Annotated in this window: 27 protein-coding genes; 17 read left to right on the plus strand and 10 right to left on the minus strand. The window is 43.0% G+C overall.

The features are described from left to right. Positions 1 to 19 precede the first annotated feature (19 nt). Positions 20 to 280, minus strand: coding sequence for a glutaredoxin family protein (locus tag O8C68_06045; GenBank protein ID MCZ7395362.1), 261 nt, complete (start codon positions 278 to 280; stop codon positions 20 to 22). Between the two features lie 190 nt (positions 281 to 470). Between O8C68_06045 and argS the strand changes: the two genes are divergently transcribed. Genes argS through O8C68_06060 form a run of 3 tightly spaced genes read left to right on the plus strand, consistent with a single transcriptional unit; the run spans position 471 to position 3,273 of the window. Next, positions 471 to 2,165: an arginine--tRNA ligase gene (gene argS, locus O8C68_06050; protein ID MCZ7395363.1), complete on the plus strand. Its 1,695-nt coding sequence runs from the start codon at positions 471 to 473 to the stop codon at positions 2,163 to 2,165. A 9-nt stretch (positions 2,166 to 2,174) separates the two neighbouring features. Further along, entirely contained in the window at positions 2,175 to 2,936 is a 762-nt protein-coding gene (locus O8C68_06055; protein MCZ7395364.1) for a molybdopterin synthase, read from the plus strand. After that, positions 2,917 to 3,273, plus strand: coding sequence for a winged helix-turn-helix domain-containing protein (locus tag O8C68_06060; protein ID MCZ7395365.1), 357 nt, complete (start codon positions 2,917 to 2,919; stop codon positions 3,271 to 3,273). Before O8C68_06055 ends, O8C68_06060 begins: the two co-directional genes overlap by 20 nt. Before the next feature lies 1 nt (position 3,274). Here O8C68_06060 and O8C68_06065 read toward each other — a convergent pair whose 3' ends face one another. From O8C68_06065 to O8C68_06080, 4 genes are all read right to left on the minus strand, one after another. After that, complete coding sequence (locus O8C68_06065; protein ID MCZ7395366.1) at positions 3,275 to 3,700, minus strand: YkgJ family cysteine cluster protein; 426 nt, start codon at positions 3,698 to 3,700, stop codon at positions 3,275 to 3,277. A gap of 6 nt (positions 3,701 to 3,706) precedes the next feature. Then, positions 3,707 to 4,279, minus strand: coding sequence for a rubrerythrin family protein (locus O8C68_06070; GenBank protein MCZ7395367.1), 573 nt, complete (start codon positions 4,277 to 4,279; stop codon positions 3,707 to 3,709). Between the two features lie 90 nt (positions 4,280 to 4,369). Further along, positions 4,370 to 4,741, minus strand: a complete 372-nt coding sequence (locus tag O8C68_06075; GenBank protein MCZ7395368.1) for a hypothetical protein — start codon at positions 4,739 to 4,741, stop codon at positions 4,370 to 4,372. A gap of 42 nt (positions 4,742 to 4,783) precedes the next feature. Next, on the minus strand, positions 4,784 to 5,968 hold the full coding sequence (locus O8C68_06080) for an acyl-CoA/acyl-ACP dehydrogenase (GenBank protein ID MCZ7395369.1): 1,185 nt from the start codon (positions 5,966 to 5,968) through the stop codon (positions 4,784 to 4,786). 99 nt (positions 5,969 to 6,067) lie between these two features. Here O8C68_06080 and O8C68_06085 point away from each other — a divergent pair, with 99 nt between their 5' ends. The 11 genes from O8C68_06085 (at position 6,068) to thiC (ending at position 17,622) form a co-directional block, all read left to right on the plus strand. After that, positions 6,068 to 6,193: a hypothetical protein gene (locus O8C68_06085; protein ID MCZ7395370.1), complete on the plus strand. Its 126-nt coding sequence runs from the start codon at positions 6,068 to 6,070 to the stop codon at positions 6,191 to 6,193. Between the two features lie 8 nt (positions 6,194 to 6,201). Further along, positions 6,202 to 7,050 (plus strand): 3-hydroxybutyryl-CoA dehydrogenase, encoded by an 849-nt coding sequence (locus O8C68_06090; GenBank protein MCZ7395371.1) that lies wholly within the window; start codon positions 6,202 to 6,204, stop codon positions 7,048 to 7,050. Continuing rightward, positions 7,037 to 7,807: an enoyl-CoA hydratase-related protein gene (locus O8C68_06095; protein ID MCZ7395372.1), complete on the plus strand. Its 771-nt coding sequence runs from the start codon at positions 7,037 to 7,039 to the stop codon at positions 7,805 to 7,807. Before O8C68_06090 ends, O8C68_06095 begins: the two co-directional genes overlap by 14 nt. 85 nt (positions 7,808 to 7,892) lie before the next feature. After that, complete coding sequence (locus tag O8C68_06100) at positions 7,893 to 8,345, plus strand: nucleotidyltransferase domain-containing protein (protein MCZ7395373.1); 453 nt, start codon at positions 7,893 to 7,895, stop codon at positions 8,343 to 8,345. Between the two features lie 291 nt (positions 8,346 to 8,636). Continuing rightward, positions 8,637 to 9,902: an AAA family ATPase gene (locus O8C68_06105; protein ID MCZ7395374.1), complete on the plus strand. Its 1,266-nt coding sequence runs from the start codon at positions 8,637 to 8,639 to the stop codon at positions 9,900 to 9,902. Between the two features lie 26 nt (positions 9,903 to 9,928). Continuing rightward, positions 9,929 to 12,340, plus strand: coding sequence for a tetratricopeptide repeat protein (locus O8C68_06110; protein ID MCZ7395375.1), 2,412 nt, complete (start codon positions 9,929 to 9,931; stop codon positions 12,338 to 12,340). Between the two features lie 45 nt (positions 12,341 to 12,385). Continuing rightward, positions 12,386 to 13,906 carry a serine--tRNA ligase gene (locus tag O8C68_06115; protein ID MCZ7395376.1) on the plus strand — a complete coding sequence of 507 codons (1,521 nt, stop codon included), beginning with the start codon at positions 12,386 to 12,388 and terminating at the stop codon, positions 13,904 to 13,906. Between the two features lie 29 nt (positions 13,907 to 13,935). Continuing rightward, positions 13,936 to 14,214 (plus strand): DUF4258 domain-containing protein, encoded by a 279-nt coding sequence (locus O8C68_06120; protein ID MCZ7395377.1) that lies wholly within the window; start codon positions 13,936 to 13,938, stop codon positions 14,212 to 14,214. A gap of 24 nt (positions 14,215 to 14,238) precedes the next feature. Then, positions 14,239 to 14,589, plus strand: a complete 351-nt coding sequence (locus O8C68_06125; GenBank protein MCZ7395378.1) for a DUF2283 domain-containing protein — start codon at positions 14,239 to 14,241, stop codon at positions 14,587 to 14,589. 136 nt (positions 14,590 to 14,725) lie between these two features. Further along, positions 14,726 to 16,360, plus strand: coding sequence for an ATP-binding protein (locus O8C68_06130; GenBank protein MCZ7395379.1), 1,635 nt, complete (start codon positions 14,726 to 14,728; stop codon positions 16,358 to 16,360). After that, positions 16,357 to 17,622, plus strand: a complete 1,266-nt coding sequence (thiC, locus tag O8C68_06135; protein ID MCZ7395380.1) for a phosphomethylpyrimidine synthase ThiC — start codon at positions 16,357 to 16,359, stop codon at positions 17,620 to 17,622. The genes O8C68_06130 and thiC overlap by 4 nt, the downstream gene beginning before the upstream one ends. Positions 17,623 to 17,701: 79 nt before the next feature. Here the strand turns inward: thiC and O8C68_06140 are convergent, their stop codons facing one another. The 4 genes from O8C68_06140 to O8C68_06155 all read right to left on the minus strand — a co-directional run bounded on the left by O8C68_06140 (position 17,702) and on the right by O8C68_06155 (position 20,320). After that, positions 17,702 to 18,046, minus strand: coding sequence for a winged helix-turn-helix transcriptional regulator (locus O8C68_06140; protein MCZ7395381.1), 345 nt, complete (start codon positions 18,044 to 18,046; stop codon positions 17,702 to 17,704). Between the two features lie 31 nt (positions 18,047 to 18,077). Next, the gene (locus tag O8C68_06145; protein ID MCZ7395382.1) at positions 18,078 to 19,115 is read right to left on the minus strand and encodes an NOG1 family protein; all 1,038 of its coding nucleotides are present in this window, start codon (positions 19,113 to 19,115) and stop codon (positions 18,078 to 18,080) included. A 79-nt stretch (positions 19,116 to 19,194) separates the two neighbouring features. Then, a complete protein-coding gene (locus tag O8C68_06150; protein ID MCZ7395383.1) occupies positions 19,195 to 19,845 on the minus strand; it encodes an alpha/beta fold hydrolase in 651 nt (216 codons plus the stop codon). A gap of 7 nt (positions 19,846 to 19,852) precedes the next feature. Then, positions 19,853 to 20,320, minus strand: a complete 468-nt coding sequence (locus tag O8C68_06155) for an L-2-amino-thiazoline-4-carboxylic acid hydrolase (GenBank protein MCZ7395384.1) — start codon at positions 20,318 to 20,320, stop codon at positions 19,853 to 19,855. Positions 20,321 to 20,560: 240 nt separating this feature from the next. Between O8C68_06155 and O8C68_06160 the strand changes: the two genes are divergently transcribed. After that, entirely contained in the window at positions 20,561 to 21,403 is an 843-nt protein-coding gene (locus O8C68_06160; protein ID MCZ7395385.1) for a hypothetical protein, read from the plus strand. Between the two features lie 214 nt (positions 21,404 to 21,617). Here the strand turns inward: O8C68_06160 and O8C68_06165 are convergent, their stop codons facing one another. Further along, entirely contained in the window at positions 21,618 to 22,253 is a 636-nt protein-coding gene (locus O8C68_06165) for a class I SAM-dependent methyltransferase (protein MCZ7395386.1), read from the minus strand. 121 nt (positions 22,254 to 22,374) lie between these two features. Between O8C68_06165 and O8C68_06170 the strand changes: the two genes are divergently transcribed. Next, on the plus strand, positions 22,375 to 23,808 hold the full coding sequence (locus tag O8C68_06170; GenBank protein ID MCZ7395387.1) for a radical SAM protein: 1,434 nt from the start codon (positions 22,375 to 22,377) through the stop codon (positions 23,806 to 23,808). Between the two features lie 184 nt (positions 23,809 to 23,992). Beyond that, positions 23,993 to 25,435 carry a hypothetical protein gene (locus O8C68_06175; GenBank protein MCZ7395388.1) on the plus strand — a complete coding sequence of 481 codons (1,443 nt, stop codon included), beginning with the start codon at positions 23,993 to 23,995 and terminating at the stop codon, positions 25,433 to 25,435. Positions 25,436 to 25,566: the final 131 nt, after the last annotated feature.

Below are 25,566 nucleotides of genomic sequence, written 5' to 3' on the forward strand. Positions count from 1 at the left end.
AAGCAGGTTCATTGTAATGCTACTTGACATCGTTAAGGAGGGATTCCAGCATGCTCTGGTTGATCCTGTCCTGCACAAACAGCTCGTTGTATGTATGGAATTTATTGCCTATTTGCAGCACCGGCGCAGCCATGGTGAATACTCCATTCATGCGCAGCTCAGTAAGTGCTGCCGGGGTAGCCATATCTACCTCAGTAAATGGTACATTTTTGTTTGCCAGAAACTGCTTCAGTACCCTGCAATTCGGACAGTTTCTGGTAGAATATATAAGGATGCCCATTACATCGTCTCCTTGTAAAATATGACTATAGTTTCAAGGGTTATAATAGTTTTTCAAACCACGTCTGAATACAGTTATCATTTTATTGTTACCACATAGTTTACCATATTGGATATGTTATTATTTACCATAAAGATAACGCTTGCTCTGATTAAGAAAAAATTATGTACTAAGCTGACGTAAACCGCTTATGTTCCTGAGATTCAAGGATGAAGTTTCATCGCTATTATCCAATGCAGCAGCAAAGGCGGGATTTGAAACAAACGACATGGCTTTGAGCGAATCCCCTCATGCAGATATCTCCTCCTCTGTGGCGTTTAAGTTAGCCCCAAAATATAAGCGAAGCCCAAAAGAGATATGTGAAAAGATATATAAGAACTTCAAAATACCGCCTGACTCTTATATAGATCGGGCAGAAATTACAGGACCTTACATCAACTTTTTTGTAAGCCGCATCTTCTTAAACGAAACTCTGCTGCGTGTCTTACTTGAAAGAGAGAATTTTGGAAATCTGAATAACAAAGGAAAAGTAATCCTCGAGCATACATCGGCAAACCCCGACGGTCCGTTGCATATCGGTCACATAAGAAACTCGGTAATAGGGGATACCCTTGCCAGGATATTGAAGCGTGCCGGCTTCGATGTTGAGACGCAGTATTATATAAACGATATGGGACGGCAGATTGCAGTAGTTGTATGGGGGCTTTCGAACTTCAAGTTCGACAAAACCAGGAAAAAAGACCATGCAATCGCAGAGGTGTATATCAATGCCAACAAATCGCTCGTGGATGAAAAAGAGCACTCTCCAGAAGTGGATAGCATCATGAAAAAATATGAGAGTGGCGAATCAACGACCATCAAAAAATTCAAGGATGCCATAGATACCGCCATGCAGGGGATAAAAGAATCCCTTCAGCGCATGAATATACACCATGATAAATTCATCTGGGAGTCCCAGTTCGTGCGCGCTGGCGATGTCAACAGGATTATAGACAGCATAAAACAAAATGAGCGTGCTGAAGTGAGGGATGGAGCGCTCATGGTTGACTTAAATGATATGGGAATTCAGAAACTCCTGGTGATACAGCGCTCGGATGGCACGTCCCTCTACACAACCCGCGACCTTGCATACCATGAATGGAAAGCCGCGCAGTGCGACAGGATGATTGATATTCTCGGAGCTGACCACAAGCTCATTTCATCGCAATTAAAAGCAATGCTTAGAATTCTCGGCATAGAGGAGCCGGAAATCGTGATTTTTGAATTCGTCTCATTACCAGAAGGCTCTATGAGTACAAGGCGCGGGGTTTTTATTTCGGCTGACGAATTGCTGGACGAGGTTGAAAAAGCTGCATACATGGAGGTAAGTAAAAAGCGTCCTGATACAGATGAGGAATTTAAAAAGAAAGTGGCAGCTTTTGTAAGCATAGGGGCAGTGAGGTATGATATTGTCCGTGTCTCTCCTGAAAAAGCAACTACCTTTGACTGGGCTGACGCCGTGGACTTTGAAAAGCAGGGCGCGCCGTTCATACAGTATGCACATGCAAGAGCGTGCAGTATCCTTAAGAATGCTCAGGACGAGGGGATTGCCTATGAAAATTTCGATACCAATCTCCTCCTTGAGGAACAGGAAATTGCGCTTATAAAAAGGCTTGCAGGTTTTGAAAATGCAATCGATATCGCAGCAAGGGAGTTAAAACCCAATCTCCTTGCTATCTATGCAAGGGAACTTGCTGATGCCTTCAACCAGTTTTACAGGTATGTACCCGTGCTTGCAGCCGAAGCTGAATTCAGGGCGGCGAGGCTGGCACTTGTCGACTGCTCCAGAATAGTGCTTGCAAATGCTCTTGATACCCTTGGGATTTTTGCCCCTGAATCCATGTAGTTCCGGTTTATGCGAATCATCTCGGTCGTGGGTTATAAAAAATCAGGGAAAACTACGTTGGTTGAGAACCTGGACAAACCTGACACCGATACCGGAAAACATGCCGACGCAGGCGCCGATGTCGTTGTGGCTGTTACCCCGAATGAACTTGTGAAATTCTCACGCGACAATAATCTTACAAGTGCTTTAGATGAGCTTGCAAATTCAGGAATGGATTTTGCAGTGGTTGAAGGATTCAAGGACAGCAAACTCCCTAAAATAGGGCTTGGCGAGGTTGAGGCTCCTGATATTATTAAAAGACTGGATAACCCGGAAAGCGCTGATATTGAAGAACTTGTTAATGTTATCCTGAAGCAGCCTGAATATCATACTCTGGATTCGCTCATCCATAAGCTTCGAAGATCAAAGGATATTGAAAAAGCAGGAGCTATCGGAACATTCACAGGGATTGTAAGAGCTGTAACAGATGAAGCCCGCACAGAGTTTCTCGAATTCGAGGGTTATGAAGAGCTTGCGAGACAGAAAATAGATGAGATATGCGCGCAGCTAAAACAAAAAGAAGGCATCATCAAGGTGGCGATTCATCACAAAACCGGCATCGTCCAGGCTGGCGAGGACATTGTCTATATCGTCGTGGCAGCCAGCCACAGGGAACAGCTTTTCCCGGTGCTGCGGGAAGCTATTGAACGTTTGAAGGTTGAGATTCCTATATGGAAGAAAGAGCACACGTTAGAGGGCGAGTGGTGGGTGCATGATGAGGAAAAGAAATAACATGTCCCTCGAAAAACTCTTCACAGGCTCTGCAACAGCCAAAATACTTGATGTCCTCTGGGAATACCAGGACATAGACCTAACGCTCACCGACATAGCGGATGAGGCAGGCATCCATTACACAACGCTCATGAAGGCACTGCCACTGCTGGAAGAACTCGGGTTGGTCACAATGACACGGCAGGGAGGGAATGCCAAGTTATATCAGATCAACAGAGACGATGCTGTGGTAAAGAGGCTTGTCAAATTCCTTAATGCGCTGAATATAAGAATCGCAGAGCTTCAGGTTTCTAAACAGAAAATAAACATTCCCGAAAAAGAAATGGTTCTTGCGTAGCTCAAATAAACCTGAAAGTCTGCTCCTGTTTTATCCTTTCATCCACTTCAGTTTCGTATCGCTTCTTTAGAGCCTCAAGCTTCTCCTGCGTCAGTTTATTCACAATCGGGCAGCGCTCATCCACAGCCTCCACATCAATAACCGGGTACAACTCACATAACGCAGGACGGCATCTGTATATGCGGCATCGTTTCTCCTTATTCAAAAATATGCACTTGCCTTTAATCATCTTTACTGCAAAGTATATCCCATGCTCGCCCTTTGCCTGCCTGAAATATTTTCTCGGCGAAAGTTCAAGTGCGTACTCTTTCCTGACTTTTGCTATCAACTCTGCTACTTCTTCTTGTGTCAGGACAGCACAGTTGCGGCAGCACAGGGAATCGCAGAGTTTAATATCGCAATCCAGAGCGCCGCCCTCCATTCTCATTGTACCCTACCAGTTCTCAGCCAGCACCTCATAATATGACTGGGGATGTTTGCACGCAGGGCATACTTTTGGCGCTTCCGTGCCTTCATGGATATATCCGCAGTTCCTGCAGTGCCATTTTACAGTTTTGTCCTTCTTGAATACCGAACCTGCTTTTACATTCTTTAAAAGCTCCCTGTACCGCCATTCATGAAAATGCTCCACTTCGGCTATTTCAGTAAATGATTCTGCCACTTTTGGGAATCCTTCTTCCTCTGCAATACCTGCAAATCCGGGATAGAGAGTTCCCCATTCAAGTTTCTCACCTTCCGCCGCTGCAAGTAAGTTATCCACTGCCTTTCCAATCACCGCTGCCGGGTACATTGCCGTTATTTCAACGTTCCCACCCTGAAGGTGCTGGAAAAATACCTTGGCATGCTCTTTTTCATTCTCTGCAGTTTCAAGGAAAATACCTGAAACCTGTTCCAGTCCTTCGTTTCTTGCCGCGCCTGCAAAATAGGTATAGCGGTTCCTTGCCTGGGATTCCCCGGCAAAGGCTGCAAGAAGGTTCTTTTCAGTTCTGCTTCCTTTAAAATTCATTATTGTATTCCTCGCCGAATAACTTGACTCCCATGTTTCATAAGCTTTTGTAACTTAAAGAGAGCATATGACAAGTATAAAAATTAAACTTTAATTCGCCTTAAGAGCTTTTTTTTGTTTACTCAATATTTTATACCATTCATAAAAAAACAGTACTAATCCAGAAAATGCTATAAGTTCAAGAAATTCATAAGACGTAAAATCCAGTGAGAATCCATCAAGACCTTCGAAAAGTTCGTGGATGAGCATAAAAATTGCAGTAATAAAAATAAATATAATGCTTCGAATGAAACTGCCTCTTTGTAAAATTACCTCATTTAGATTTACGGCTCTCAGGCGTCTCCATGCAAGAGCTATTTGAATAAACAAAAAAATCATGACCATGGAAAGTATTATTATTAGCCCTTCAATAATTTGATATAACGAATAATCGCTAATTATGCTGCCTAACCAGTAATCCATCGGCGAGGATTAGGTTAAACTCATTTATAACGATTTCGTTCACTAACCAGAGAATTCCTTCCCCAGAAGTTCCCTGGCAATTATCACCCTCATGATATTCTGGGCGCCCTCTGCCCCCATTATGTAGGAAGCCACGCCCCTCAAACCGCGCTCCAGTCCTGCTCCTTTGGTGTAGCCGTATGCCCCGTGCCATATCATAACATCCCTGATGATATCAAAAGCCGCTGTCGGGGCGATAAGCTTGGCTGCTGCCACCGCTTTATTCATTTCCCCGCGGCTGAACCTGTTCTCGTCAAGCATCCAGGCCGCCTTATAGACAAGAAGTCTTGCAGATTCAAGTTTTAAATAATCCTCTGCAAGCTGGAATTGTATTCCTTCAAACCTTGCAAGGGGAGAGCCGAAAACCTGTCTCTCTTTGATATACTCAATTCCTGACTCTAACGCTTTTTCAGCCGCGCCTATGCATGCGGCAGACACAAGCGTCCTTGCACAGTTGAACCCTTCCATGGCATAATAGAATCCCTTATTCCATTCCCCTATGAGGTAATGTGCCGGGATCTCTGCATTCTTTATCACTATGGTGCCATTGGACATTCCTTCCCTGCCCATCTGTTTAATGGTACCGGTAGCTACTCCGGGTGTATCTTTTACAGGAAGATAGCAGAGTGATAAACCCCTGTGCCCGAGTTTCGGGTCAGTCTTTACAACTGTCACATACCCGCCTCCGTACCTGGCGGCTTCCCTCACGCCGCTTATGTAGGTCTTTGCGCCGTTTACGATGAATCTCCCGTCCTTGTTTTCAAGAGAAGTGGATATGGAGGCAATATCTGAGCCCCCGGAAGCCTCGGTCGAGGCTATGCCAAGGAAGGTTTTTCCTTTTGTTACATCATGCAGAATTTCATCTTTGGCTTCCTCTCTCCCGTATTTATCCAGCAGGAAACCCCAGCCCGCCTCGACAAGATAATAAACAGCAGTGGCCATACTTATGTCTGCCCTGGCTATCTCCTGTGCCGCTATTGCTGCTGTGGTGAAGTCTGCACCTTTCCCGCCGTATTTTTCTGAAACGGTTATGCCAAGAAGCCCGAAGGCTGCCATATCTTTTAAGACTTCAGGGGGAATCTCTTTTCCCTCATCGATTTGCGAAGCACGGGGAGCAAGCTTTTTCTCGCAGAACTCTCTGGCAGACTTCCTGAAAAGTTCCTGTTCTTCAGTCAAAGCAAAATCCATGGTTTCCCCTTATATATAATACCCTCGAATGCTTATTAAGCTAATCCAAAAATTGATATATAATTAACGATAAATTAGATGTATCGGGGGGAGGTATTCATGTCCAATGTGGTTTCCGCAGGCTTGGGACAGAATCCTGCAAGGCAGGCTGCAAGACTGCTCACCGTCGGCGAAGGGACTTCGGATATATTGAGGCTTTTAATAGCACGCCTGGCATTAAAATGAGGTTACGCATGGAAATAGGAAAGATAGGAGTGATAGGCGCTGGAACCATGGGAGGCGGCATAGCCCAGGTGGCAGCACAGAGCGGTTTTGAGGTAGTTCTGGAGGATGTGAAAGAAGAATACGCAAGCTCCGGATTTGCGAAAATAAGAGAAAGGCTGGAAAAGAGGGTGGGTGAAGGGAAGCTTGAGAGCAAAGAGAAAGAGCGAATCCTCTCGAATATTAAAACCACCGCACGTCTGGAAGAACTACGATATGCTGACCTTATAATCGAGGCTGTGGTAGAAAAAGAGGACATAAAAAAAGAGATTTTCGAGGAACTCGACAGGATATGTGCAAACGAAACGATTTTCGCCACAAATACCTCCTCTATACCAATAGCCCGGCTTGCTAATGTCACAGGAAGACCTGAGCGCTTCGCTGGTATGCATTTCATGAACCCTGCGTATATTATGAAACTTGTAGAGGTGGTTCGTGGTCTTAGCACATCGCAGGAAACAATAGACATAATAACTGCTGTTGCAAAAAAAATGGGAAAGACACCTGTTGTGGTCAATGATTCTCCAGGCTTTGTCTCAAACCGCTTACTCATGCCCATGATAAACGATGCAATCTTTTGCCTTCAGGAAGGAATAGCTTCAAAAGAAGGCATAGACAGCATTATGAAGCTGGGAGCAAACCATCCTATGGGTCCGCTCGAACTCGCGGATTTTGTGGGTCTTGATATCTGCCTTGATATACTTGAGGTTCTTCATAATAAGTTAGGAGAGAAATACAGACCCTGCCCGTTACTTCGGAAAATGGTAGCCAGCGGAAAGCTCGGGAGAAAAAGCGGAGAAGGATTTTATGAATACAAATGAACACATAAAAATAGAGAAGAAAAAGGAAATCGGAATTATCATTTTGGATAAGCCAGCTATGAACATTCTGGATACAAAAATGCTGGGGGAACTGGAAGATTCTCTGGATGAACTTGAAAATGATGATAAGATTAGGGCTATAATTATAACAGGAGAAAAAAACTTCTGCGCTGGGGCGGACATAAAGGAATTAAAGGAGAAGCATCCTGAGGAGGCAGAGGTGTTTTCCAGGCTGGGTCACAAAGTCTTTAACAGGGTGGAAAATATGGAAAAGCCTGTGATTGCGGCAGTAAAGGGGTATGCCCTGGGAGGAGGTTGCGAACTGGCTCTTGCCTGCGATTTGAGAATAGCAGGTGACAGCGCAAAGCTCGGTCTGCCTGAAATAAATCTCGGTCTTATTCCCGGTTTTGGGGGCACGCAGAGGCTTACCAGACTTGTTGGGATAGGGAATGCGAAGGAAATGATTTTTACAGGCAGGAGCATAGATGCCAAGGAGGCTCTTTCCATCGGGCTTGTAAACAGCCTTGTGAATGATGAAGAACTGATGGATAAGGCAGTGGAGATGGCGACGGTTCTGGCGCAGAAAAGCCCGATAAATATCAAAATAGCTAAAAGTCTGATAAATAAGAATCTGGAGATAAAGAAAGGGCTTGAGATGGAGATGGTTTCATTTTCCGAGTGCTTTGCATCAGAGGATCATTTGGAAGGGATAAATGCATTTCTGGAGAAGAGAAAGCCCGGGTTCAAGGGGAGATGATTTTAAAATTGCAGAAAAATTCGATGTCATAATCGTGAGACATGCCATATCTTAAATATCAAGATTCTAATATTCTTAGCAAATAATGACACAAATTCAAAATGAAAACGACCTTCTAATAATAAGTGAGCAGAATACTATACTTGCGGCATTTTTCAGCAAGCAGGAGCATGTTAAGCTTGCGTATCTCTTCGGCTCGGCGGCGAAAGGAAAAGCAGGAAAGTTGAGCGATGTGGATATAGCGGTGCAGTTCGATGACTCTTTGAGCAAAAAAGAGATATTTAAGCTGCAGCTGAATCTAATTGGCGATATAGCAGCCCTTTTAAAAACAGATAAGGTTGACCTTGTGGCTATGAACGATGCGCCGCTCTCTCTTAATTATGAAATAATAAAGGCAAATCATCACCTGTTTGTCAGGGATAGGATGGAGAAAATAGATTTTGAGCAGCGCTTGATGTCAAGGTATCTTGATAGAAGGTACTATGAAAGGAGGGCGGCATCCGAATTTTTGGGGAAGGTTGCAGTGAAGGGGATTTAGCGGTTATTATCCGAAAATTCTTCGAGTCATGAAGAGAAGTATGTCTATTTTTTACATTTGAACAACATATAGAACTTGAAGAAAACGATATGTAGACATCGGCTATTTTGAGTTCGGTTCATCTTTTAAGATTACTTTCACTTTGCATATATAAGAAATATAAACATGCAGTGCCTATAGTTTATAAGATTCAGACATATATGCTTTCTACCAAAAGACTTATGTAATAATCCAACAATTATGTTGCATAACAAGTTTGTTGCATAACAAACAATACTAAAAGTGGTATGCATGATAAAGGAAATAGTTGGACCAATTCCAAGGGATGAGAATTTCTATGATCGTGAAGATTTGATAAAAGAACTGTGGGAGATAGCGGAATCCCATAATATTTTTCTGGTCGGACCACGCAGATTTGGAAAATCAGGAATAATGCTGAAAATGTATGATGAACCCAAAGAAGGATTCAAAGTAATCTATATTGATTGTGAAAAATTGGAAGACCCTTATGAGTTTTTTGCGACGTTATTAATCGAAATACTCAAAAACAGAAACGTAAGATTAAAAATTAAAGATTGTGCGCATTTTATTCCTCAGCTTCCCGGAGAGATAATCGGTAAGATAAAAGAGCATATTTCTGAAATCGAATTGTCCGAGATTAAAATAGGACTTCGAGAATCAGTAGAAAAACACTGGAAAGAAGAATCTGTACGGTGTATTATAAAAATAGATAAATTAGCCAATGAAAGTGGTGAAAAAATTCTGTTTTTATTTGATGAGTTCCCTTCTTTACTAAAACACATGATAGACAACGGGAAATATTATGAAACTAAAATATTCTTGGAATTGTTCAGGTCATTACGTCTGGACTTGAATATTAAGAATATCAGATTTATTATTGCAGGTTCACGGAATATTTTTACTGTTTATCGAAATATTCCAGATTTGCTTTTGGAAAAGGGTATAATTGGAAAGAATGAATTAACTTATTTTTCATTGAATCAAGTTTTTAATGATTTTAGAACCGAACTCATTGAACCATTTGATGAAGAAATTGCGAAAGAATTTATTAAAGAATTATCTGCCTCAAATCACATCACTGTAAATAAACAAATTATAACCAAAATATTAGATCTAATGGGTTCTCCAGTTCCTTATTTCATACAACTTCTTATCTCAGAAATAAAAAGATACCATCATGGGGATTTAACGCCACAAATTATCGAAAAAATATATAACGAGCGTATTCTCGGCCCAACCTGTCGATTCTATTTTGAATATTATGAAGATAGGCTAAAAGAATACGGTACTGTAAATGAAAATGGTGCAAAGGCGATAATTTCAGAGTTATCAAAAGCAGGCGCACTTACAAATGATGAGCTATATGATATTTTTATGTTGACTACAAAATCGGATAGGTCGATGTTTGATAATTTAATGAACGACCTAGAAATGGATTTTTATATTAAATTAGGTTCAGATAATAAATATTCTTTTTTATCAAAAATCTTATCAGACTGGTGGCTGCGCTGGCACCCATCGTCGATGATCAGGTGATATGTATGTTATATAATCCGTCTCAAATGGAAAAAACTGAGTTATATGGTACTTTCGTAGCGAGAGAAAAACTTCTCAGTGAATTGCTTGAAACAATAGATGATAACACCGGAAAAAAGAGCATTCAGCATATTATATTATTGGGTGCAAGAGGCATCGGAAAAACCAATATGCTGCGGATGGTGGAAAATAAAGTCCATGATTCATCACAACTGCAAAGTAAATGGATAACCGTAAATGTTCCAGAAGAGCAGTACGGTATTTTTGGTCTTTTAGACTTTTTCAAATATATCCTTGAAATTATTTTACATTCCTCTCAACCAGAAAAGATAGATAAAGATGAATATAAAAAAGAACTGGAAAAGGTAGATTCATCAAGAAATAAGGAATCTCTTGATAAACTTATTTCGATATTCAAAGATATTTCAAATAAAGAAAACAAGCAGTTCCTGTTATTAATTGATAACATCGATAAGATTTTAGCAGAAAAAATTACTGAAGAAAAAGAACTGGAATATCTCAGGTCAATTTTGATGGCTGATAATTTTTTAATGATTCTCGGCACTTCAACTTCTATTTTTGAAGAGATTGCATTATACGACAAAGCATTTTTCAGGTTCTTCAAAACCATCCATTTGCAAAATCTCAGCGATAAAGAAGTTGAAGCTTTACTGCTTAAAAGAGCTAAATTCGATGGCATTGTTGATAAAATAAAACTCGACGAGAACAAGAATAAAATCAAGGCAATCACAGAATTGACAGGCGGATACCCGAGGCTTGTTTTAATGTTATATGAGATACTGGAAGATAAACCGTTATTGGATGTCCTTAAGACGTTTAATAAACTTTTGGATAATCTTACTCCATATTACAAGCATAGAATGGATGACTTAACGCCTCAGCAACAGAAAATAATTGATACTATCATGATGACAGATGGAATTGCTTCACCCACAGATGTAGCTAAAAAGGTCGGATGGAAGCCAACCGTCATAACATCACAATTCACAAGATTGAAGGATTTGAATATTCTTCAAATCAAGGAGGACGGCGAAAGAAAAAGGAAGAAGAGCTTTTATGAGATTTCCGATAGGCTCTTTGTTATATGGTACCAGATGAGATATCTGGGAGTCCTGAGACGACGGATTGAATATATTGTCACATTTCTTAAGATATGGTATGACCTTGGAGACATGAAAAATAAGATTTCTTTATACGCATCACAATACCAGAAAAATTATTCGATGGGGAATTTTGTTGAATCTTATAATTATGCCAGAAGCATTTCGATAATGTCCTGTGCGATATCAGAAGCTAATGAAAAAGAGAAATTATACCCTGAACAAGTCAATCGATATATTGACATTGGCAAATTTGAGGATGCATTGAAAGAACTGAAAGAACTTTTAAAAATACATGAAGAAACTAATAACAGTGAAGGAATGGCAAACGATTATGGCAACATGGGCATTGTCTTCCGGAAACAAGGCGATATGCAAAAAGCGCTCGACCATTATGAAAAAGCGCTTAAAATAGATGAAGAGATCGGAAACAGGGAAGGTATGGCAAGCCAGTTAGGCAACATGGGCATTGTTTTCGGGATACAGGGCGACATGATAAAAGCGCTCGACCATTTTGAAAAAGCGCTTAAAATAGATGAAGAGTTCGGAAACAGGGAAGGTATGGCAATCCGGTTCGGCAACATGGGCAATGTCTTCGGGATACAGGGCGACATGATAAAAGCCATCGACCATTATGAAAAAGCGCTTAAAATACATGAAGAGATCGGAAACAGGGAAGGTATGGCAATCCAGTTAGGCAACATGGGTAATGTCTTCGGGATACAGGGCGACATGATAAAAACGCTCGACCATTATGAAAAAGCGCTTAAAATACATGAAGAGATTGGCAACAGGGAAGGCATGGCAATCCAGTTAGGCAACATGGGCAATGTCTTCCAGATACAGGGCGACATGATAAAAGCGCTCGACCATTATGAAAAAGTGCTTAAAATATTTGAAGAGGTTGGTAATAAATTAAATTACAATATTATTATGAATAATAAAATAAATTTGCTTTTCAACGTTGCCATAAAAAATAATAAGGAACAAAATACAGGAAAAGCGCTTGAGAATCTTGGAGAGATTGCAGAATCCTTGAAGAAGACAAAAAATGAAGACACAATAAAAATTATTATTTCCACAATATTTAAATTATTGACTGATTCGGAATACGATTTTGTAATAAATATTTTGGAAATACTCCAAAAAGAGCATAAAGATATCTATGAGATGTGCGAGCCATTCATGATAACTGCGCAATACCTTAAAACAAAAGATGCCAGCATATTAGAAAATACAAGTTCTATTGTTTTGGAGGGAGTAAATAAAATACTCGAAGCCATAGAGAAACCAAAATTGGAAAGAGTTAATGTATAAATAAGTACCAAATCATAAGGAGACGAAAATATAGGAAAGAACACAATGGAACCCTACTTTCACCTCAAGGGCAGCTTCAAAACAAGCGCCGACGCCACGGCAACCCGCGCCGACATAGAAAAGTTCATCGAAGATGCAAAAGCAACCATCCTGCAGAAAGGCGTTCCGGCAGGGAGAGGCTCCAGAATCATAGGCTGGGACATAAAGGATAACAGCATCTCTTTTGACATAGAATCAGACCGCTACCTGCGCGCCCACGATGCCTTTATCCGCCTCCGCAAACCGCTTGCAGCGGTTCTTGGCAAAGGATATAAGATAGGAATCAGAGGCGCGGAGGTAGAAGAGTTCATCGTCAAACTGCCTTCCGAGCAGGAGCTGCGCCAGAAAAAAATCCCCCACGTTAAAGGGATAGAGTTCGAGGACGGCACAATCACGCTCTCACTCGATGTGGGTGAAGCAGAGCTTGAGAACAAGATCCCTGACAGGATAATTTCTCTCATCGAGGATAAAATCGCAGCGCAGGGCTTCGGCGGGAAAGCAGAGCACTGGAGCCTGCTCTGGGAAAGCCCCAAAAAAGAATTCCCCGTATTTAAATACGGGGTTAAAGACCCCACTGTGGAGGCTGAGAAGCTGGGCTGGATAAAACGCGGAGCAAGCCGGGGGCAGTGGATACACGGGGCGCAGATGGCGCATATCTTCAGGACTTTTGAACAGATTGTGCTGGAAGAGGTCATCAAGCCCCTGGGTTACATCGAGATGATATTCCCCAAGCTTGATACATGGGACGTATTGAAGCATTCAGGACATGCAAAGGGCGTATATCCTGAGATATACTACATCAGCCCTCCCAAGACGAGGGACCCTGCTTTCTGGGAGGAAGTCATAGATTATTACAAGGTCACCCTTGAAGTGCCGCTTGATTTGATTTCGGAGAAAATCGATAAACCCATAGGAGCCATGTGTTATGCCCAGTGTCCATCGTTCTGGCCTTTCCTGCAGGGAAAGACCGTGGCTGAGGATTCCTTCCCGATAAAGGTGTTTGACCGCTCGGGCACATCGCACAGGTATGAGAGCGGGGGCTTGCACGGTATGGAGAGGGTGGATGAATTCCACAGGATAGAGCTTGTTTTCATAGGCGCGCAGGAGCAGGTTCTTTCCCACTCGAAGGAGATGCAGGAGTGCTACAAACACATATTCAACGACATACTTGACCTTGAATGGAGGATGGCATGGGTCACGCCATGGTTCATGGCGCAGGAAGGGTTGACCGGGCTTGCCGGGCAAAAAGAGGTGGGCACTATTGATTTTGAGGCGCCTCTTCCCTATCGCGGAAAGGACGGCGAGTGGCTTGAGTTCCAGAACCTGAGCGTGAACGGCGATAAGTATCCCAGGGGCTTTAACGTGAAGTCGCAGTCAGGGAAGGAGGTGTGGAGCGGCTGCTCAGGCATCGGGCTTGAGAGATGGGCGAGCACGTTCCTTGCTCAGAAAGGACTTGACACTGAGAACTGGCCCGAGAAGTTCAGGGAGAAGGTAGGGGAGATGCCGAAAGGGATAAGGTTCATGTGATTTTTTATGATAAATCGTAAACAGTTGCCATGAATATAGATGAGCTGAAAGAGGTAGTTAAATCCATTGAGACGATTACATTCAGCAAACATTTTCATCTTAGAGCTATAATACGGGGAATCACAGAGAAAGAAGTCCTATCATATTTGAGAAATCCCGAAGCTCTTGAGCATTTTGAGTATCAGGGTGAAGAACCAGAAGGTAAGAAGTATGTTCTTATATTTAATAAGTCAAATAAATACAATTTAAAAGTAGTTATCTCAAATAAAAGAAGCTTTAAATGTAGTAACTGCTCATATACAAAGTAAGAGAAAACGAAAGATGTTAGATAAATGGTTAAAGATACAAAAATAGACTTTGATTACGAGAACGATATTTTATACCTGTATACTGGCGAGAAGGTTAAGGACAGCCTGCAAATAGAAGATTTTATAATAGATTTTTCCTACGATAACAAGATTGTTGTAATTGAAATTTTGGATGCTTCTAAGATATTAAGTGAATTATCACAAACCAATCTAACAAAAGATGCCTTATCAAAAATAGAGTCAGCCGGAATAAGTGTTTATCATGGAAAAGAGTTAATCTATGTTTTGTTAGCTATTCGTTTATCCATAAATCAGGAAAGCGTAGATATAAGAATCCCGATTCCTGCGCCTGCTGCTGTTTCTGCGGTTGCCTGAAAACTTGCCATGTGCACATTCAGGGAGAAGGTAGGGAGATGCCGAAAGGGATAAGGTTTATGTGAAAAAATCACGTTCCTTTTCCAATATCCAATAGAGAAAGTATAATACCCAATCGAATTAATTTTAACATACAATGACGAAGGACTCAATCGGCGTAATATTCGGGAAAACCAGCTCCCTGAACTTTCGGTTCGCGGTTTCAGACAGCACTGCTACCAAAAGATCTGATTACATCAAAGCCTGGCACGAAAGTGATGGCTGGACGCTCGCCCAGGTCTCAACAATCACAAGCTCAAACGAGGATTTCTCAGTTGAAGAAGCAGTGGATGTAGCAGAAGGTTCATCGAAGATAGGCGACATGAATGAGCAGATCATTGCAGACGCTACCGTGATAGGAGTTCGCGATAAGGAAGGGATACTTCGCATCCCCAAATCCCCTTTCAGTCCGGGGGATAAGGTCTTCAAAGCAGATGAGTTGCTGATCAAACAGACGCTCGGCTTGATGCGCGGCGATGTCTATATCGGGCTTCTGGAGGGGCAGGACGTCCACGTCAACCTCGACGCCAATAACCTTGTTCAGAAGCACTGCAGCATCCTTGCAAAGACCGGCGCGGGAAAATCATATACAGGCGGCGTCATATTGGAAGAACTTCTCGATAAGAACGTCCCGCTACTGATCATCGACCCGCACGGGGAATATGCCACCCTGAAATTCCCAAATGAGGATAAATCCACATCCTTTGAGAGATACGGAATAACACCAAAAGGTTATGCAGCCCAGATAACCGTTTACACGCCTGCGAATAAATTGCTGAATCCGGCTGCGGACATGCTTTTCAGACTTAACGGCATAAACCTGGGCATAAAAGAGTTCGTGCAGTTTTTTTCTGAAGACAGGTCGCAGAACGAGACAGGGATACTGTTCGAGGCGGTCTCAAAACTCAAGGCTGAAAAAGAGAAATATACCATAGATGACATAATCTTTGAAGTGGGGCAGAACAAGAGCAAGGTCAAATGGAACGTTATCAATAAGCTTGAGGCGTTGAGGGAGACGGGCATACTATCAGATAAAGCCACATCGATCAACGAACTGGTACAGGAAGGCAGAGCCTCGATAATCGATATGAGAGGCGTGAATCCCGACCTCCAGGCGATGATAGTGTCCAAGCTGTGCACTGATATTTTCGAGGCGCGAAAGCTTGCCGTGATTCCCCCATGCATGCTTGTGCTTGAGGAGGCGCACAATTTCTGTCCAGAGAAGGGATTTGAGAGGACTGTGAGCACGGATATCCTGCGCACCATCGCATCAGAAGGCAGGAAATTCGGTCTCGGGCTCATGGTCATTTCGCAGCGCCCCGCCCGCGTGGACAAGAACGTGCTCTCGCAGTGCAATACGCAGATAATCATGAAGGTCACAAACCCCAATGACTTAAAAGCCATAAGCAAAGGTCTTGAAGGCATAAGCTCGGACGTTGAGGAGGATATCAAGCGCCTTTCCCCCGGCGTAGCGATGATAGTGAGCACTTACATCGAGCGCCCCATACTGGTAGATATAAGGACACGAAAGAGCAAGCATGGAGGCGCAAGCGTGCCTGTGGTTAAAGTCCCTGTTACAGATAAGGAAAAAGTGCCCCAGCCGGCGCAAGATATGGAAAAGGGAGGCAAAACCGAACCTAAAGTTGAACCTGTCAAAGAAGTCCCCAAAAAATCCAGAGCAAAACGTGAGATTAGCCTTTATCAAAAAATGTTCGGGTCGAGGAAGGCATGACGACGTTAATGGAAATGGCTCACGCCGGCGTTGTGACAAAAGAGATAAAATCCGTTGCTGCAAAAGAGGGTGTCAATGCCGAGGCAATAAAAAATCTTGTGGCGCAGGGGTTTCTCGTTATCCCCAAGAACATCAACAGCAAATCAGAACCCATTGGTATCGGCAAGTTGATGCGCACCAAGATTAATGCCAACGTGGGCACGTCGAGGGATTATGTTGATATCGAGGCCGAGGTGAAAAAAGCCCAAACAGCAGAAAGATACGGCTCAGATACAATAATGGATCTATCCACAGGCGGCGACCTTGATTTGATACGTAAACGCATTATCGACGCAGTGAACGTGCCTGTAGGCTCTGTTCCCATATACCAGGCGGCAAGCAGGGGGATCGAGAACATGACCTCTGATGATATGTTCAACGCAATAAGAAAACATGCGGATGATGGTATCGATTTTGTTACCATCCATGCAGGCGTGACGCTGTCGTCTTTTGAGCGCCTGAAAAAAAGCGACAGGATACTTGACGTGGTGAGCCGCGGAGGCGCTTTCACAATAGCGTGGATGAAGCATAATGACAGGGAGAACCCTTTTTATTCTGAATACGATTACCTGCTCGAAATAGCACGAGAATACGATCTTACAATAAGCCTTGGCGATGGCATGCGCCCGGGGTGTATCAACGATGCTTCTGACAGGGCTAAATTCGAGGAGTTCATAATTCTCGGCGAGCTTGTGAAAAGGGCAAGGGCTAAAGGTGTGCAGACGCTGGTCGAAGGTCCTGGGCATGTTCCCATCGACGAGATCGGGCTTTCCGTGACTGCGATGAAGCACCTCACCGATAATGCGCCGATTTACCTCCTCGGTCCGCTTGTTACCGATATCGCGCCGGGGTACGACCATATCACAGCCGCGATAGGCGGGGCTGTGGCCGGGATGCACGGCGCGGACTTCCTGTGCATGACAACGCCTTCCGAACATCTGGCTCTGCCGAATGTCGAGGACATCAAGGAAGGCGCGATAGTAACGAGAATAGCTGCACATGCAGCCGACCTCGTGAAAGAAGGCGTTCGCGAGAGGGCGCGCGCCTTTGACCGCGAGATGGCGCTGGCTCGGCGTGATTTGGACTGGAACAGGCAGTTCGGACTTGCCATTGACAGCGAGAAAGCGCGGGAGATCCATGTAAGAAGTAAGAATGTTGATACGTGCAGCATGTGCGGGGAGTTGTGCTCGATTAAGATGATGCGGGATGTGATGAAAAAATAAAATGCAACTGTGCACCGACTCCATGTGAACGTGCGGCGCTGAAGTTTAGTTCGCTATAGAAGATATCTCTATCGCATACTTATTCTTCTTCATAAACATATTCCATATAGTCATTCTTTACACTAAAATCGGATTGCAGAGCTTCTTTCGTTGATTTACCCTCATGCATTTGCATATCAAGATACAATCTTTTCAAATCCTTCACCAGAGGATGCTCGTTATCCAAATAAAACTGCACGACATTTCCCGCGGTTTCTGATATCAGAAGTCCTTCTGCCTCGTAAAGCCTCAGGTACCTGTTCGACGTTTGCGGGCTGATGTTCAGTTCTCTTGCAAGCCTTTTGATATGGATTTTGTTCTCAGGCTTTGAAAGGAAAAACTCTAAAACGCACCACCCTTTGAATTTCCTCCATTCAGATAGCATATTTAATCATACTATCGTATGATATATAATACTACCCGAGCATTCCCATGAGCCTTTCAAGCACCTCTTTCACGCCCTCTCCCGTAAGCGTGGACATGCTCATATCAACGCCCTCAGCCGGCGCCGAAATATCGATCTTGTTCGCTGCAACAAGTACAGGCACCATGAACTCTTTTTTTATCTCCTCAAGAAGATGCATCTGCTTATCCAGTGTATATCCGCATGTCTCGGAAGGATCGATGATATAAAGAACCGCCTTTCCCACATGCTTCAGCGCCGAGATTGCCTGAAGCTCTATCTCGTTCCTCTCCTCAAGAGGTCGGTCAAGCAGCCCTGGCGTATCGATGACCTGGTATCTAATATTGTCCCGTGTGAAATGCCCGACGGCAAGCCCTTTCGTGGTAAAGGGATACGGGGCTATTTCGGGTCTCGCGCTGCTCACAAGCGCCACGAAGCTGGATTTGCCCACGTTCGGGTAGCCCGCGACCACGATTGCAGGACCTTCGCCGATATCCGGCAGTTTTTTAAGTTTATTGCGCGCCTCGTTGAGGAAGCGCAGGTTGCCGTCGATGCTGTTTATGATCGAAGAAATCCTTCCGAATGCCTGTTTGCGCACCACTTTTGCGTCCTCGGCGTCGCGCATCATGCCCACGTACTTTCTTGCCATCTCGTGTATTTTATTGCCTGCCCACTGCACTGAGGCGAGGTTCATTTTCATCTCTTCCACGCCCACGAGTATATCGGCAAGCTCACGGTAAAAAGGCGGCATCTTTGATGAATCCAATGTTATCTGTTCTTTTTTGACGGATTCATCAAACTTTGGTGAACCCGATATCTGTTCTTTATCGGCGGGTTCATCGAACTGGTCAAAGCTCGGGAACTTTCTGACTACGCTTATGAGGTTATCGCTCAGGATGTTTGCAGCCGTCAGGAGCATGGATTCCTCGGCTTTTAATTTTGACTCGCGGTCAAGAATCCGTTTTCCATGCTTTGCTCTTGCAGCGCGGCGGAAGGATTTGTCAAGGAGTTCTTCTGCTGTTGGAACGGTTGGGATTTTTTCAAATATCATATTTACCTGTAATTATAATTTTATATAAATATGTGAATGGAGCTAATATGCCCGGTAATCGTATAAGGTTAGCGTTCGTCTAATCCTGAAGTGTTAAATATTCTTCTGTCAGTTTCCGCACAACATCAGCCAGTTCATCAAGCTTCCCGGTGAAGAAGTGGTCTGCCCCGATTTGAATAAGCTTCTTTGGCTCAGGAATTTCCTGGCAAAGCTTCTCCATTTTTCCTATGGGTATGAGCGTATCCAGAGTGCCGTGGATGAACAGCCTGGGTTTTCCGCATTGCATAAGAAAATCCATATCACCGAAGCCTGCAGGCGTCCCGATTCCAATCATCACTTTCACGCGTGCATCCCCGCATCCAGCCTTCATGCCCACCCATGCCCCGAAGGAGTGACCGGCAATAATTATTTTGTCTCCTTTCCCCGCTGCGTGGTCAATGGCTGCCCTTACGTCATCAGTCTCGCCTCTGCCGTTATCGTATTTCCCGCTGCTTTTTCCCACTCCCCGGAAATTGAAGCGCAGGGAAGGTATGTCGAGGTCGAGAAATGCATGGGATGCCGTTACCACAACCTTGCTGTGCATCGAGCCGCCGTAGAGCGGATGGGGATGGCAGATAACCGCAACTGCAGGATAATGCGCGGGTTCAGGAACAGGAAGCGTGAGAAGGGCTTCAAGCTCTCCTGCCTGGGAAGGCAAGATAAGCTCTATGGTTTTATGAGGTTTGTCCATCAAGCCTTCAGGCAAGCTCAATTCTCTCTTCGCAATACGGGTCGCCTTTAGACATCATCCTTGTGACACTGTATCTCAGCCTTGGATTCACGCTTTTACAGAGTCCCTGAACAAAGCTTTTCCCGAAACTCTCGCATAGCTTTGATTCATCCGCTTCTTCCTTTCTCCACTCATCAAGAAACGGGCATCCTTTGGTTTGCACCACAAAGCGCTTATTCGTGTCCTCTATAATGCTGTGCTCCATCCCAAGTTCCCGAAGAAGGTTATTATAAACTGCCCCTGCTGCCCTTGCATCTTTTCCTTTGATTTTATGCGCCGCAAGCTGTGCTTTTGCATATTTCGCCCCAAGCTCATGCTGTGCCCTGACAGTCGCTCCAAGTGCTTTTTCCCCTTCCCTTTCCAGAATGCCTGCCACGTATGCAGCATACTTCACCGAAGGCTTTTCTCCCGCTTTTATTTTTGGTTTGCCAATCATACTGACCTCCAACGAAGGATTGTTATATGAGTCATGAATTTTCGTGTTAATAAATCTTGGCGTCTGCTGTGACCGTTTCAATTCATGGTGGTGGTTATCCCAATGTGCAATATATTACCTTAATACAAGGGTTAAGATTGATTGTAATTACGTTAATGTTATTTTTTAAGATATCAAAAAAATTCAATCTGAATATCAAGCAAAAATATTTGAACTATACAGATTATATAAAATGAATTTATGATTTTCAATCCAGATTATGACTATACAATTACAAACACAGAGAATAGCGAAGCGGTTGATATACTTATTTCAATTTCTGATTTAGATAAATTCAATCCATCTTTACTTGGCATTGGTAGTATAAATATTATTTCTGAGACACAAGAGGTCATTGCAGCAATTTTTGATTTGGAGGGTTTTACCGACTTTTGCAAGCAAGTTGACCCTCATCTTTCTGTTCCTTCATTTCTAAACGATTTTCTCTATTGGTTATATAAAGAAATTCGAGATGAAATTACCGATGAAATCGAGAATACAGACAAAGGTAAAGCAACACTCTGGTCAGAATTGCCTTATTTTTCAAAATTTTTAGGCGATGGAGTTCTTCTATTATGGAAAATTAATAGTAAAGAATTATCAAATCAACTAAAAGATGAAGGGACAAAAACATATGAAAGTGTACAATCTATGGCATGTAATATAGTACTATCTCTTGATAATATATGCAATCATTATGAGAAATTTGTTAAAGATAACCTAGCAAAAAAATATGTAACTCCCCCACCTAGACTCCGATGTGGAGTTGCAAAGGGAGCTGTTTTATCAATAGGTAACGGACAAGATTACGTTGGTCCTTGTATAAACATCGCCTCTCGTCTTCAAAAATTATATGGATTACGTTTTTGTTTTCAAAAGAGGGGATTTGATATAGAAACTGGTATGAATAAAAATCCTAGAGAAAGATATATTTTGAAAATGGTTGAAATAAGGGGAATCGGGCAAAATGAACTAGTGTATGTAAGAAAAAAAGAATTTGAGGAATTAGATGATAGAGATAAAAAATATTTTAAAACTCCTTAAATAATAAATAATAAAATATCTATCAATTATAGTATATGTGTCATATATTTCAATTCGTATTGATAGTTATCCTAATATACAATATATTTTGCAGGATTGACCTAAAAATCTCGCTTGCGGCATGAAACTCGTCACGTTTATTGATGCGTAGTTGACAGTATTATCAATCTCTGCTTTGCGGTCTTTGCGCCTCTGCGGTGAGTTGGCGATAATCTCAGAACTTCCATGCCAGCGTCATACCATCGCGAACAGGGAGCATCACAACTTCCACACGTTTATCCCTGGATACATGCCTGTTGAATTCTGCAATCGCTTTATCTGTTTTATCTTTTGGGTCAAGAACACTGCCGCTCCAGAGCACGTTATCAACTACCAGTAAACCGCCGCGGCGGGTCTTGGGCATGCATAATTCCCAGTAATTAATATAATTATCCTTATCCGCATCTATGAAAACAAGGTCGAAAGGACCTTCGATGGTTTTGAGTGTTTCAAGCGCATGACCGAGCTTGAGTTCTATTTTCCCACCGTGCGGACTGCGCCTCCAGTATCGTTTTGCGATGTCTGTTGCCTCAGGATCGATATCGCATGTAACCAGTTTCCCGTCCTGGGGTAATCCCTCTGCCATAACGAGCGTGCTGTATCCTGTAAACGTCCCAAGCTCAAGAACACTCTTTGCCGAAACTAAGCGAACCAGCATCCGCAGGAAAGCACCTTCAAGATGTCCCACCTGCATTTCTGGAAAGGGTGTCGTCGAATAGGTCTCAACGACGAGGTCGAGCAGAAGTTTTGATTCTGGGGTTGTGTTATCTGCACAGTAACGCTCAATTTTCCTGGGTATAATTCTCTTCATGCTAATTCGTATATCAAGAGAATACATAAAGGTACTTTCTAACAGCCATCTTATCAAGCAGGTTGCCATGGCGCGGACTTATATTGACTGGTGCTGTAGTAACAGGCAGAGAAAGGCATATATGAGCGCAAAAACGAGCACCATCATTCTGTTCAACCCCATGCCTGTAAAGCATCCAGTCGCTCTTCTAAATAAGAAAACTGTTTCGTTGCAGGTTCCTCTTGTCAATGTTCCGCTTTCTTTGCTTGCCATAGCAAGAATGGTCAGGGATGATTTTGATGTCAGGATTATCAATGCCGTTGTGGATGTTGATTATAAAGAGCAGATTCTCAAAGCATGCAAAAACGCACTGTGCTTAGCGGTAAGCAGCATGACATGCTACCAGATTCGCGATGGAATAGACGTTTGCGCCGCTGTTAAGGAACACTACCCCGCTCTACCAATAATCTGGGGAGGGTATCACCCATCCACGGAGCCTATGCAGACGCTCAGAAATCCTCACATCGACATCGTTATCAGAGGACAGGGCGAGCTAACTTTTAAAGAGGTTATGGAAAGGCTTCAGAATAAAGAATCACTTAACGGTATTCCGGGTGTTTCGTACAAAGAAGGCAGGAAGCTCTTAAGCAATCCTGAGCAGAAATTTGAAAATATTAATGTTTTTCCTCCCATTCCATATGATATGATCGATGTAGAGCGGCACATCAAGGGTTATAAGTTCGGCGCTCGCTGCCTCGATTATTACGCCAGTCAGGGCTGTGCATCTGGGTGCAATTTCTGCTCAGAACCCGTTTTCTGCGCCAGACACTGGTCAGGACTTGCGCCCGGAACCGTGGTCTCGGAGCTTGAACATCTGGCAAAGACCTACAATATAGACACGTTCATGATACGTGACAGTGATTTCTTCCTGAATGTAAGGCGGGTGAAAGAGTTGTGCAGGCTATTGATTGAAAAAGGCCTTGGCATCCGCCTGACCAGCGTCAACGGCAGGATGGAGCTGCTTTCGCGATTAGGGGATGAGGTCTGGGCGCTCGTGCGAAGAGCCGGAATTTATGAGATTTTCATCGGCTTTGAAAGCGGATATCAGGAAGCGCTGGATGCGATGAACAAAGGAGCAAAGGTGAGCCAGATTAAAGCTTGCGTGGATAAGTGCATTAAGCATAATATTGACATTCGCGGTTCATTCATGGTTGGAATCCCTGGTATGGATGCAAAGGAGGAGGTGAAAAGTACATTCAATGAGATTCACAGGATTATATGCGCGTACGGGGAGAAGGGCAGACTTTCTCACCTGGACATACTGCTTTCGTTTTTCACACCATATCCGCACACCCCTCTCTATGAAGCCTCGCTTAAATACGGGCTAAAGCCGCTTGATACTCTTGAGGAGTGGGGCGACTTTGACCAGTTTGATTTCAAGGCGCCCTGGTTCCCAGAGGAGTATTTTGATATTGTCAAAGAATTCAGAGATGGCATGCCATGGAACTCTGGATGCGAGTTTGAGGATTGGTGCGGGTTTTATAAAGGGATAGTGGAAAGGCTGGATAGGATATAAAATAAAGGTGTTTATTTTTTTGTCGATTTTATATAGCAAAATATTTAAGCTGAAAAGTTAAACATAATACGATAGGATGAAACATATTGGCTTTGTCGTAATAAATGGCATTTTTCCATAAGCAAAGTCAGATAACAAAACGGGGAAAAACAGCATTTGAATATGAATAGTGGAACGAATTACAATGATTGTTACAAAGCATATCTCACTTGACAAAGACTGTGTCGAGAAGCTGAAACCATATGTGGAAAAGCACAGCAGCAATTTCAGCGCAGCAGTTAGGGAGATAATCGAAAAGGCAGGGGAAACAGGGCTTCCAGCTGCTTCATTGGCAATAGACAGCTCTTTATTCGAATGGATACTGAACGAGATAGATGGTACTCTTGTTCCCGATACTGTATTAGATGAAATAATTGATCCAGGTCTAATAAATTCGATGAGTAAACTGGAAGATTACCTCAATCACCGACTTGGCGAACTCGGGTGGAATATTGATCTCGTACTGAAATACGATAATGAAAAACATCCTTCCGATGTACTGATAGAAATAAGAGGTTCCCATCCCAAAATAAGATTTGCCGCCTGCATACTATCCCAGTACCTGATAAAAAATTCACTAGACCGAGCGCCGCTTGAGATAAAGTCTATTACCGATTTAAATGATTGTATAAAACTTGAACTGTCCAGATCGAATAAGACGGACGCTCAGAAAAGCTTAATCGCCTTTTTTGGCGGGATGGATGAAGTAATAAAGACCATAAATAACCGCCCTGCTTTCTGGAAGGCCTTGATAAACCGACATATTTCAAGCAATTACAATATGGTCACGGTTCACAGGAATTACTTTGAAGATCTGCTTGCAGGTAAAGTACCCGCAGGTGAAATAACGATAGAAAACCTGGCAAGAAAACCAATCAAGGAAATACCTTTAAAAGAGATGCTATTTCTGATAAAAGAGGTTTATGAAACTGCAAGGGTTGCCGACAGGGTGGATATCGATAGTGATACTGTAATAGTGTATCATGGTTATAGAACCACAGAAGCAATCGAGAAATTAAAAAAGAGCCTTGTCATGCTTTTAGAATCTAACGGTCATTTGTATGATGTAAAATCAACAGCCAGCATGATTGTGCTCACGCATCGTCCGGATGTAGGTGTAAAAATCAATGAAATTGTGGAAAATTTGAAAACCAGCAACAGCAGAGTGGACCAGGAATTGTTAATGTTCATGGGTTTTCTTAAAGGGCTTAAGGATACCCCGGACATACCTGTATCCCTGAATGCTTTAGGCAGAAGAATCGGCGAATCCTTGATGCAGGAGTATGAAAGAGAAAAGAATATCAAGACCTGGAACCTGGAAACTTTCCAGAAGGCTTTAACGATAATAGATTCCAAACTGCACAGGGAAAGTGATTGGAAGCTGGAGGGGAGAAATCTGCTTTATAGAATCAATAAATGCAATATCGCCTCAGAAGGCGATATGTTTGATACTTATGTTTGCCATACAATACGGGAAACATTCAAGGGGGCACTTGACTATGCGTTTGGAGATAAAGCAGAATTAGAAATTAAGAAATTATTAACTCACGGGGATAATTTTTGTGAGGTGATGATACGAACACCGTGACAGAAACGCAGGGTGAAGAGGCAGGCGCCGCTGGATTCGAGTGCTTAAAAATTAAGTCGTTATTAACCATTGGTAATTATTAATAATTAACAATAATTATTTAACGAAGGAATAATAAAAATAGTATCTGA

The sequence above is a fragment of the Candidatus Methanoperedens sp. genome (assembly GCA_027460525.1).
Classification (GTDB): Archaea; Halobacteriota; Methanosarcinia; order Methanosarcinales; family Methanoperedenaceae; genus Methanoperedens.

What these genes read in the sequence shown, in the direction of transcription:
- O8C68_06045 (MCZ7395362.1), bottom strand. Translation starts at nt 280, where the DNA reads ATGGGCATCCTTATATATTCTACCAGAAACTGTCCGAATTGCAGGGTA.
- argS (MCZ7395363.1), top strand. Translation starts at nt 471, where the DNA reads ATGTTCCTGAGATTCAAGGATGAAGTTTCATCGCTATTATCCAATGCA.
- O8C68_06055 (MCZ7395364.1), top strand. Translation starts at nt 2,175, where the DNA reads ATGCGAATCATCTCGGTCGTGGGTTATAAAAAATCAGGGAAAACTACG.
- O8C68_06060 (MCZ7395365.1), top strand. Translation starts at nt 2,917, where the DNA reads ATGATGAGGAAAAGAAATAACATGTCCCTCGAAAAACTCTTCACAGGC.
- O8C68_06065 (MCZ7395366.1), bottom strand. Translation starts at nt 3,700, where the DNA reads ATGAGAATGGAGGGCGGCGCTCTGGATTGCGATATTAAACTCTGCGAT.
- O8C68_06070 (MCZ7395367.1), bottom strand. Translation starts at nt 4,279, where the DNA reads ATGAATTTTAAAGGAAGCAGAACTGAAAAGAACCTTCTTGCAGCCTTT.
- O8C68_06075 (MCZ7395368.1), bottom strand. Translation starts at nt 4,741, where the DNA reads ATGGATTACTGGTTAGGCAGCATAATTAGCGATTATTCGTTATATCAA.
- O8C68_06080 (MCZ7395369.1), bottom strand. Translation starts at nt 5,968, where the DNA reads ATGGATTTTGCTTTGACTGAAGAACAGGAACTTTTCAGGAAGTCTGCC.
- O8C68_06085 (MCZ7395370.1), top strand. Translation starts at nt 6,068, where the DNA reads ATGTCCAATGTGGTTTCCGCAGGCTTGGGACAGAATCCTGCAAGGCAG.
- O8C68_06090 (MCZ7395371.1), top strand. Translation starts at nt 6,202, where the DNA reads ATGGAAATAGGAAAGATAGGAGTGATAGGCGCTGGAACCATGGGAGGC.
- O8C68_06095 (MCZ7395372.1), top strand. Translation starts at nt 7,037, where the DNA reads ATGAATACAAATGAACACATAAAAATAGAGAAGAAAAAGGAAATCGGA.
- O8C68_06100 (MCZ7395373.1), top strand. Translation starts at nt 7,893, where the DNA reads ATGACACAAATTCAAAATGAAAACGACCTTCTAATAATAAGTGAGCAG.
- O8C68_06105 (MCZ7395374.1), top strand. Translation starts at nt 8,637, where the DNA reads ATGATAAAGGAAATAGTTGGACCAATTCCAAGGGATGAGAATTTCTAT.
- O8C68_06110 (MCZ7395375.1), top strand. Translation starts at nt 9,929, where the DNA reads ATGGAAAAAACTGAGTTATATGGTACTTTCGTAGCGAGAGAAAAACTT.
- O8C68_06115 (MCZ7395376.1), top strand. Translation starts at nt 12,386, where the DNA reads ATGGAACCCTACTTTCACCTCAAGGGCAGCTTCAAAACAAGCGCCGAC.
- O8C68_06120 (MCZ7395377.1), top strand. Translation starts at nt 13,936, where the DNA reads ATGAATATAGATGAGCTGAAAGAGGTAGTTAAATCCATTGAGACGATT.
- O8C68_06125 (MCZ7395378.1), top strand. Translation starts at nt 14,239, where the DNA reads ATGGTTAAAGATACAAAAATAGACTTTGATTACGAGAACGATATTTTA.
- O8C68_06130 (MCZ7395379.1), top strand. Translation starts at nt 14,726, where the DNA reads ATGACGAAGGACTCAATCGGCGTAATATTCGGGAAAACCAGCTCCCTG.
- thiC (MCZ7395380.1), top strand. Translation starts at nt 16,357, where the DNA reads ATGACGACGTTAATGGAAATGGCTCACGCCGGCGTTGTGACAAAAGAG.
- O8C68_06140 (MCZ7395381.1), bottom strand. Translation starts at nt 18,046, where the DNA reads ATGCTATCTGAATGGAGGAAATTCAAAGGGTGGTGCGTTTTAGAGTTT.
- O8C68_06145 (MCZ7395382.1), bottom strand. Translation starts at nt 19,115, where the DNA reads ATGATATTTGAAAAAATCCCAACCGTTCCAACAGCAGAAGAACTCCTT.
- O8C68_06150 (MCZ7395383.1), bottom strand. Translation starts at nt 19,845, where the DNA reads ATGGACAAACCTCATAAAACCATAGAGCTTATCTTGCCTTCCCAGGCA.
- O8C68_06155 (MCZ7395384.1), bottom strand. Translation starts at nt 20,320, where the DNA reads ATGATTGGCAAACCAAAAATAAAAGCGGGAGAAAAGCCTTCGGTGAAG.
- O8C68_06160 (MCZ7395385.1), top strand. Translation starts at nt 20,561, where the DNA reads ATGATTTTCAATCCAGATTATGACTATACAATTACAAACACAGAGAAT.
- O8C68_06165 (MCZ7395386.1), bottom strand. Translation starts at nt 22,253, where the DNA reads ATGAAGAGAATTATACCCAGGAAAATTGAGCGTTACTGTGCAGATAAC.
- O8C68_06170 (MCZ7395387.1), top strand. Translation starts at nt 22,375, where the DNA reads ATGAGCGCAAAAACGAGCACCATCATTCTGTTCAACCCCATGCCTGTA.
- O8C68_06175 (MCZ7395388.1), top strand. Translation starts at nt 23,993, where the DNA reads ATGATTGTTACAAAGCATATCTCACTTGACAAAGACTGTGTCGAGAAG.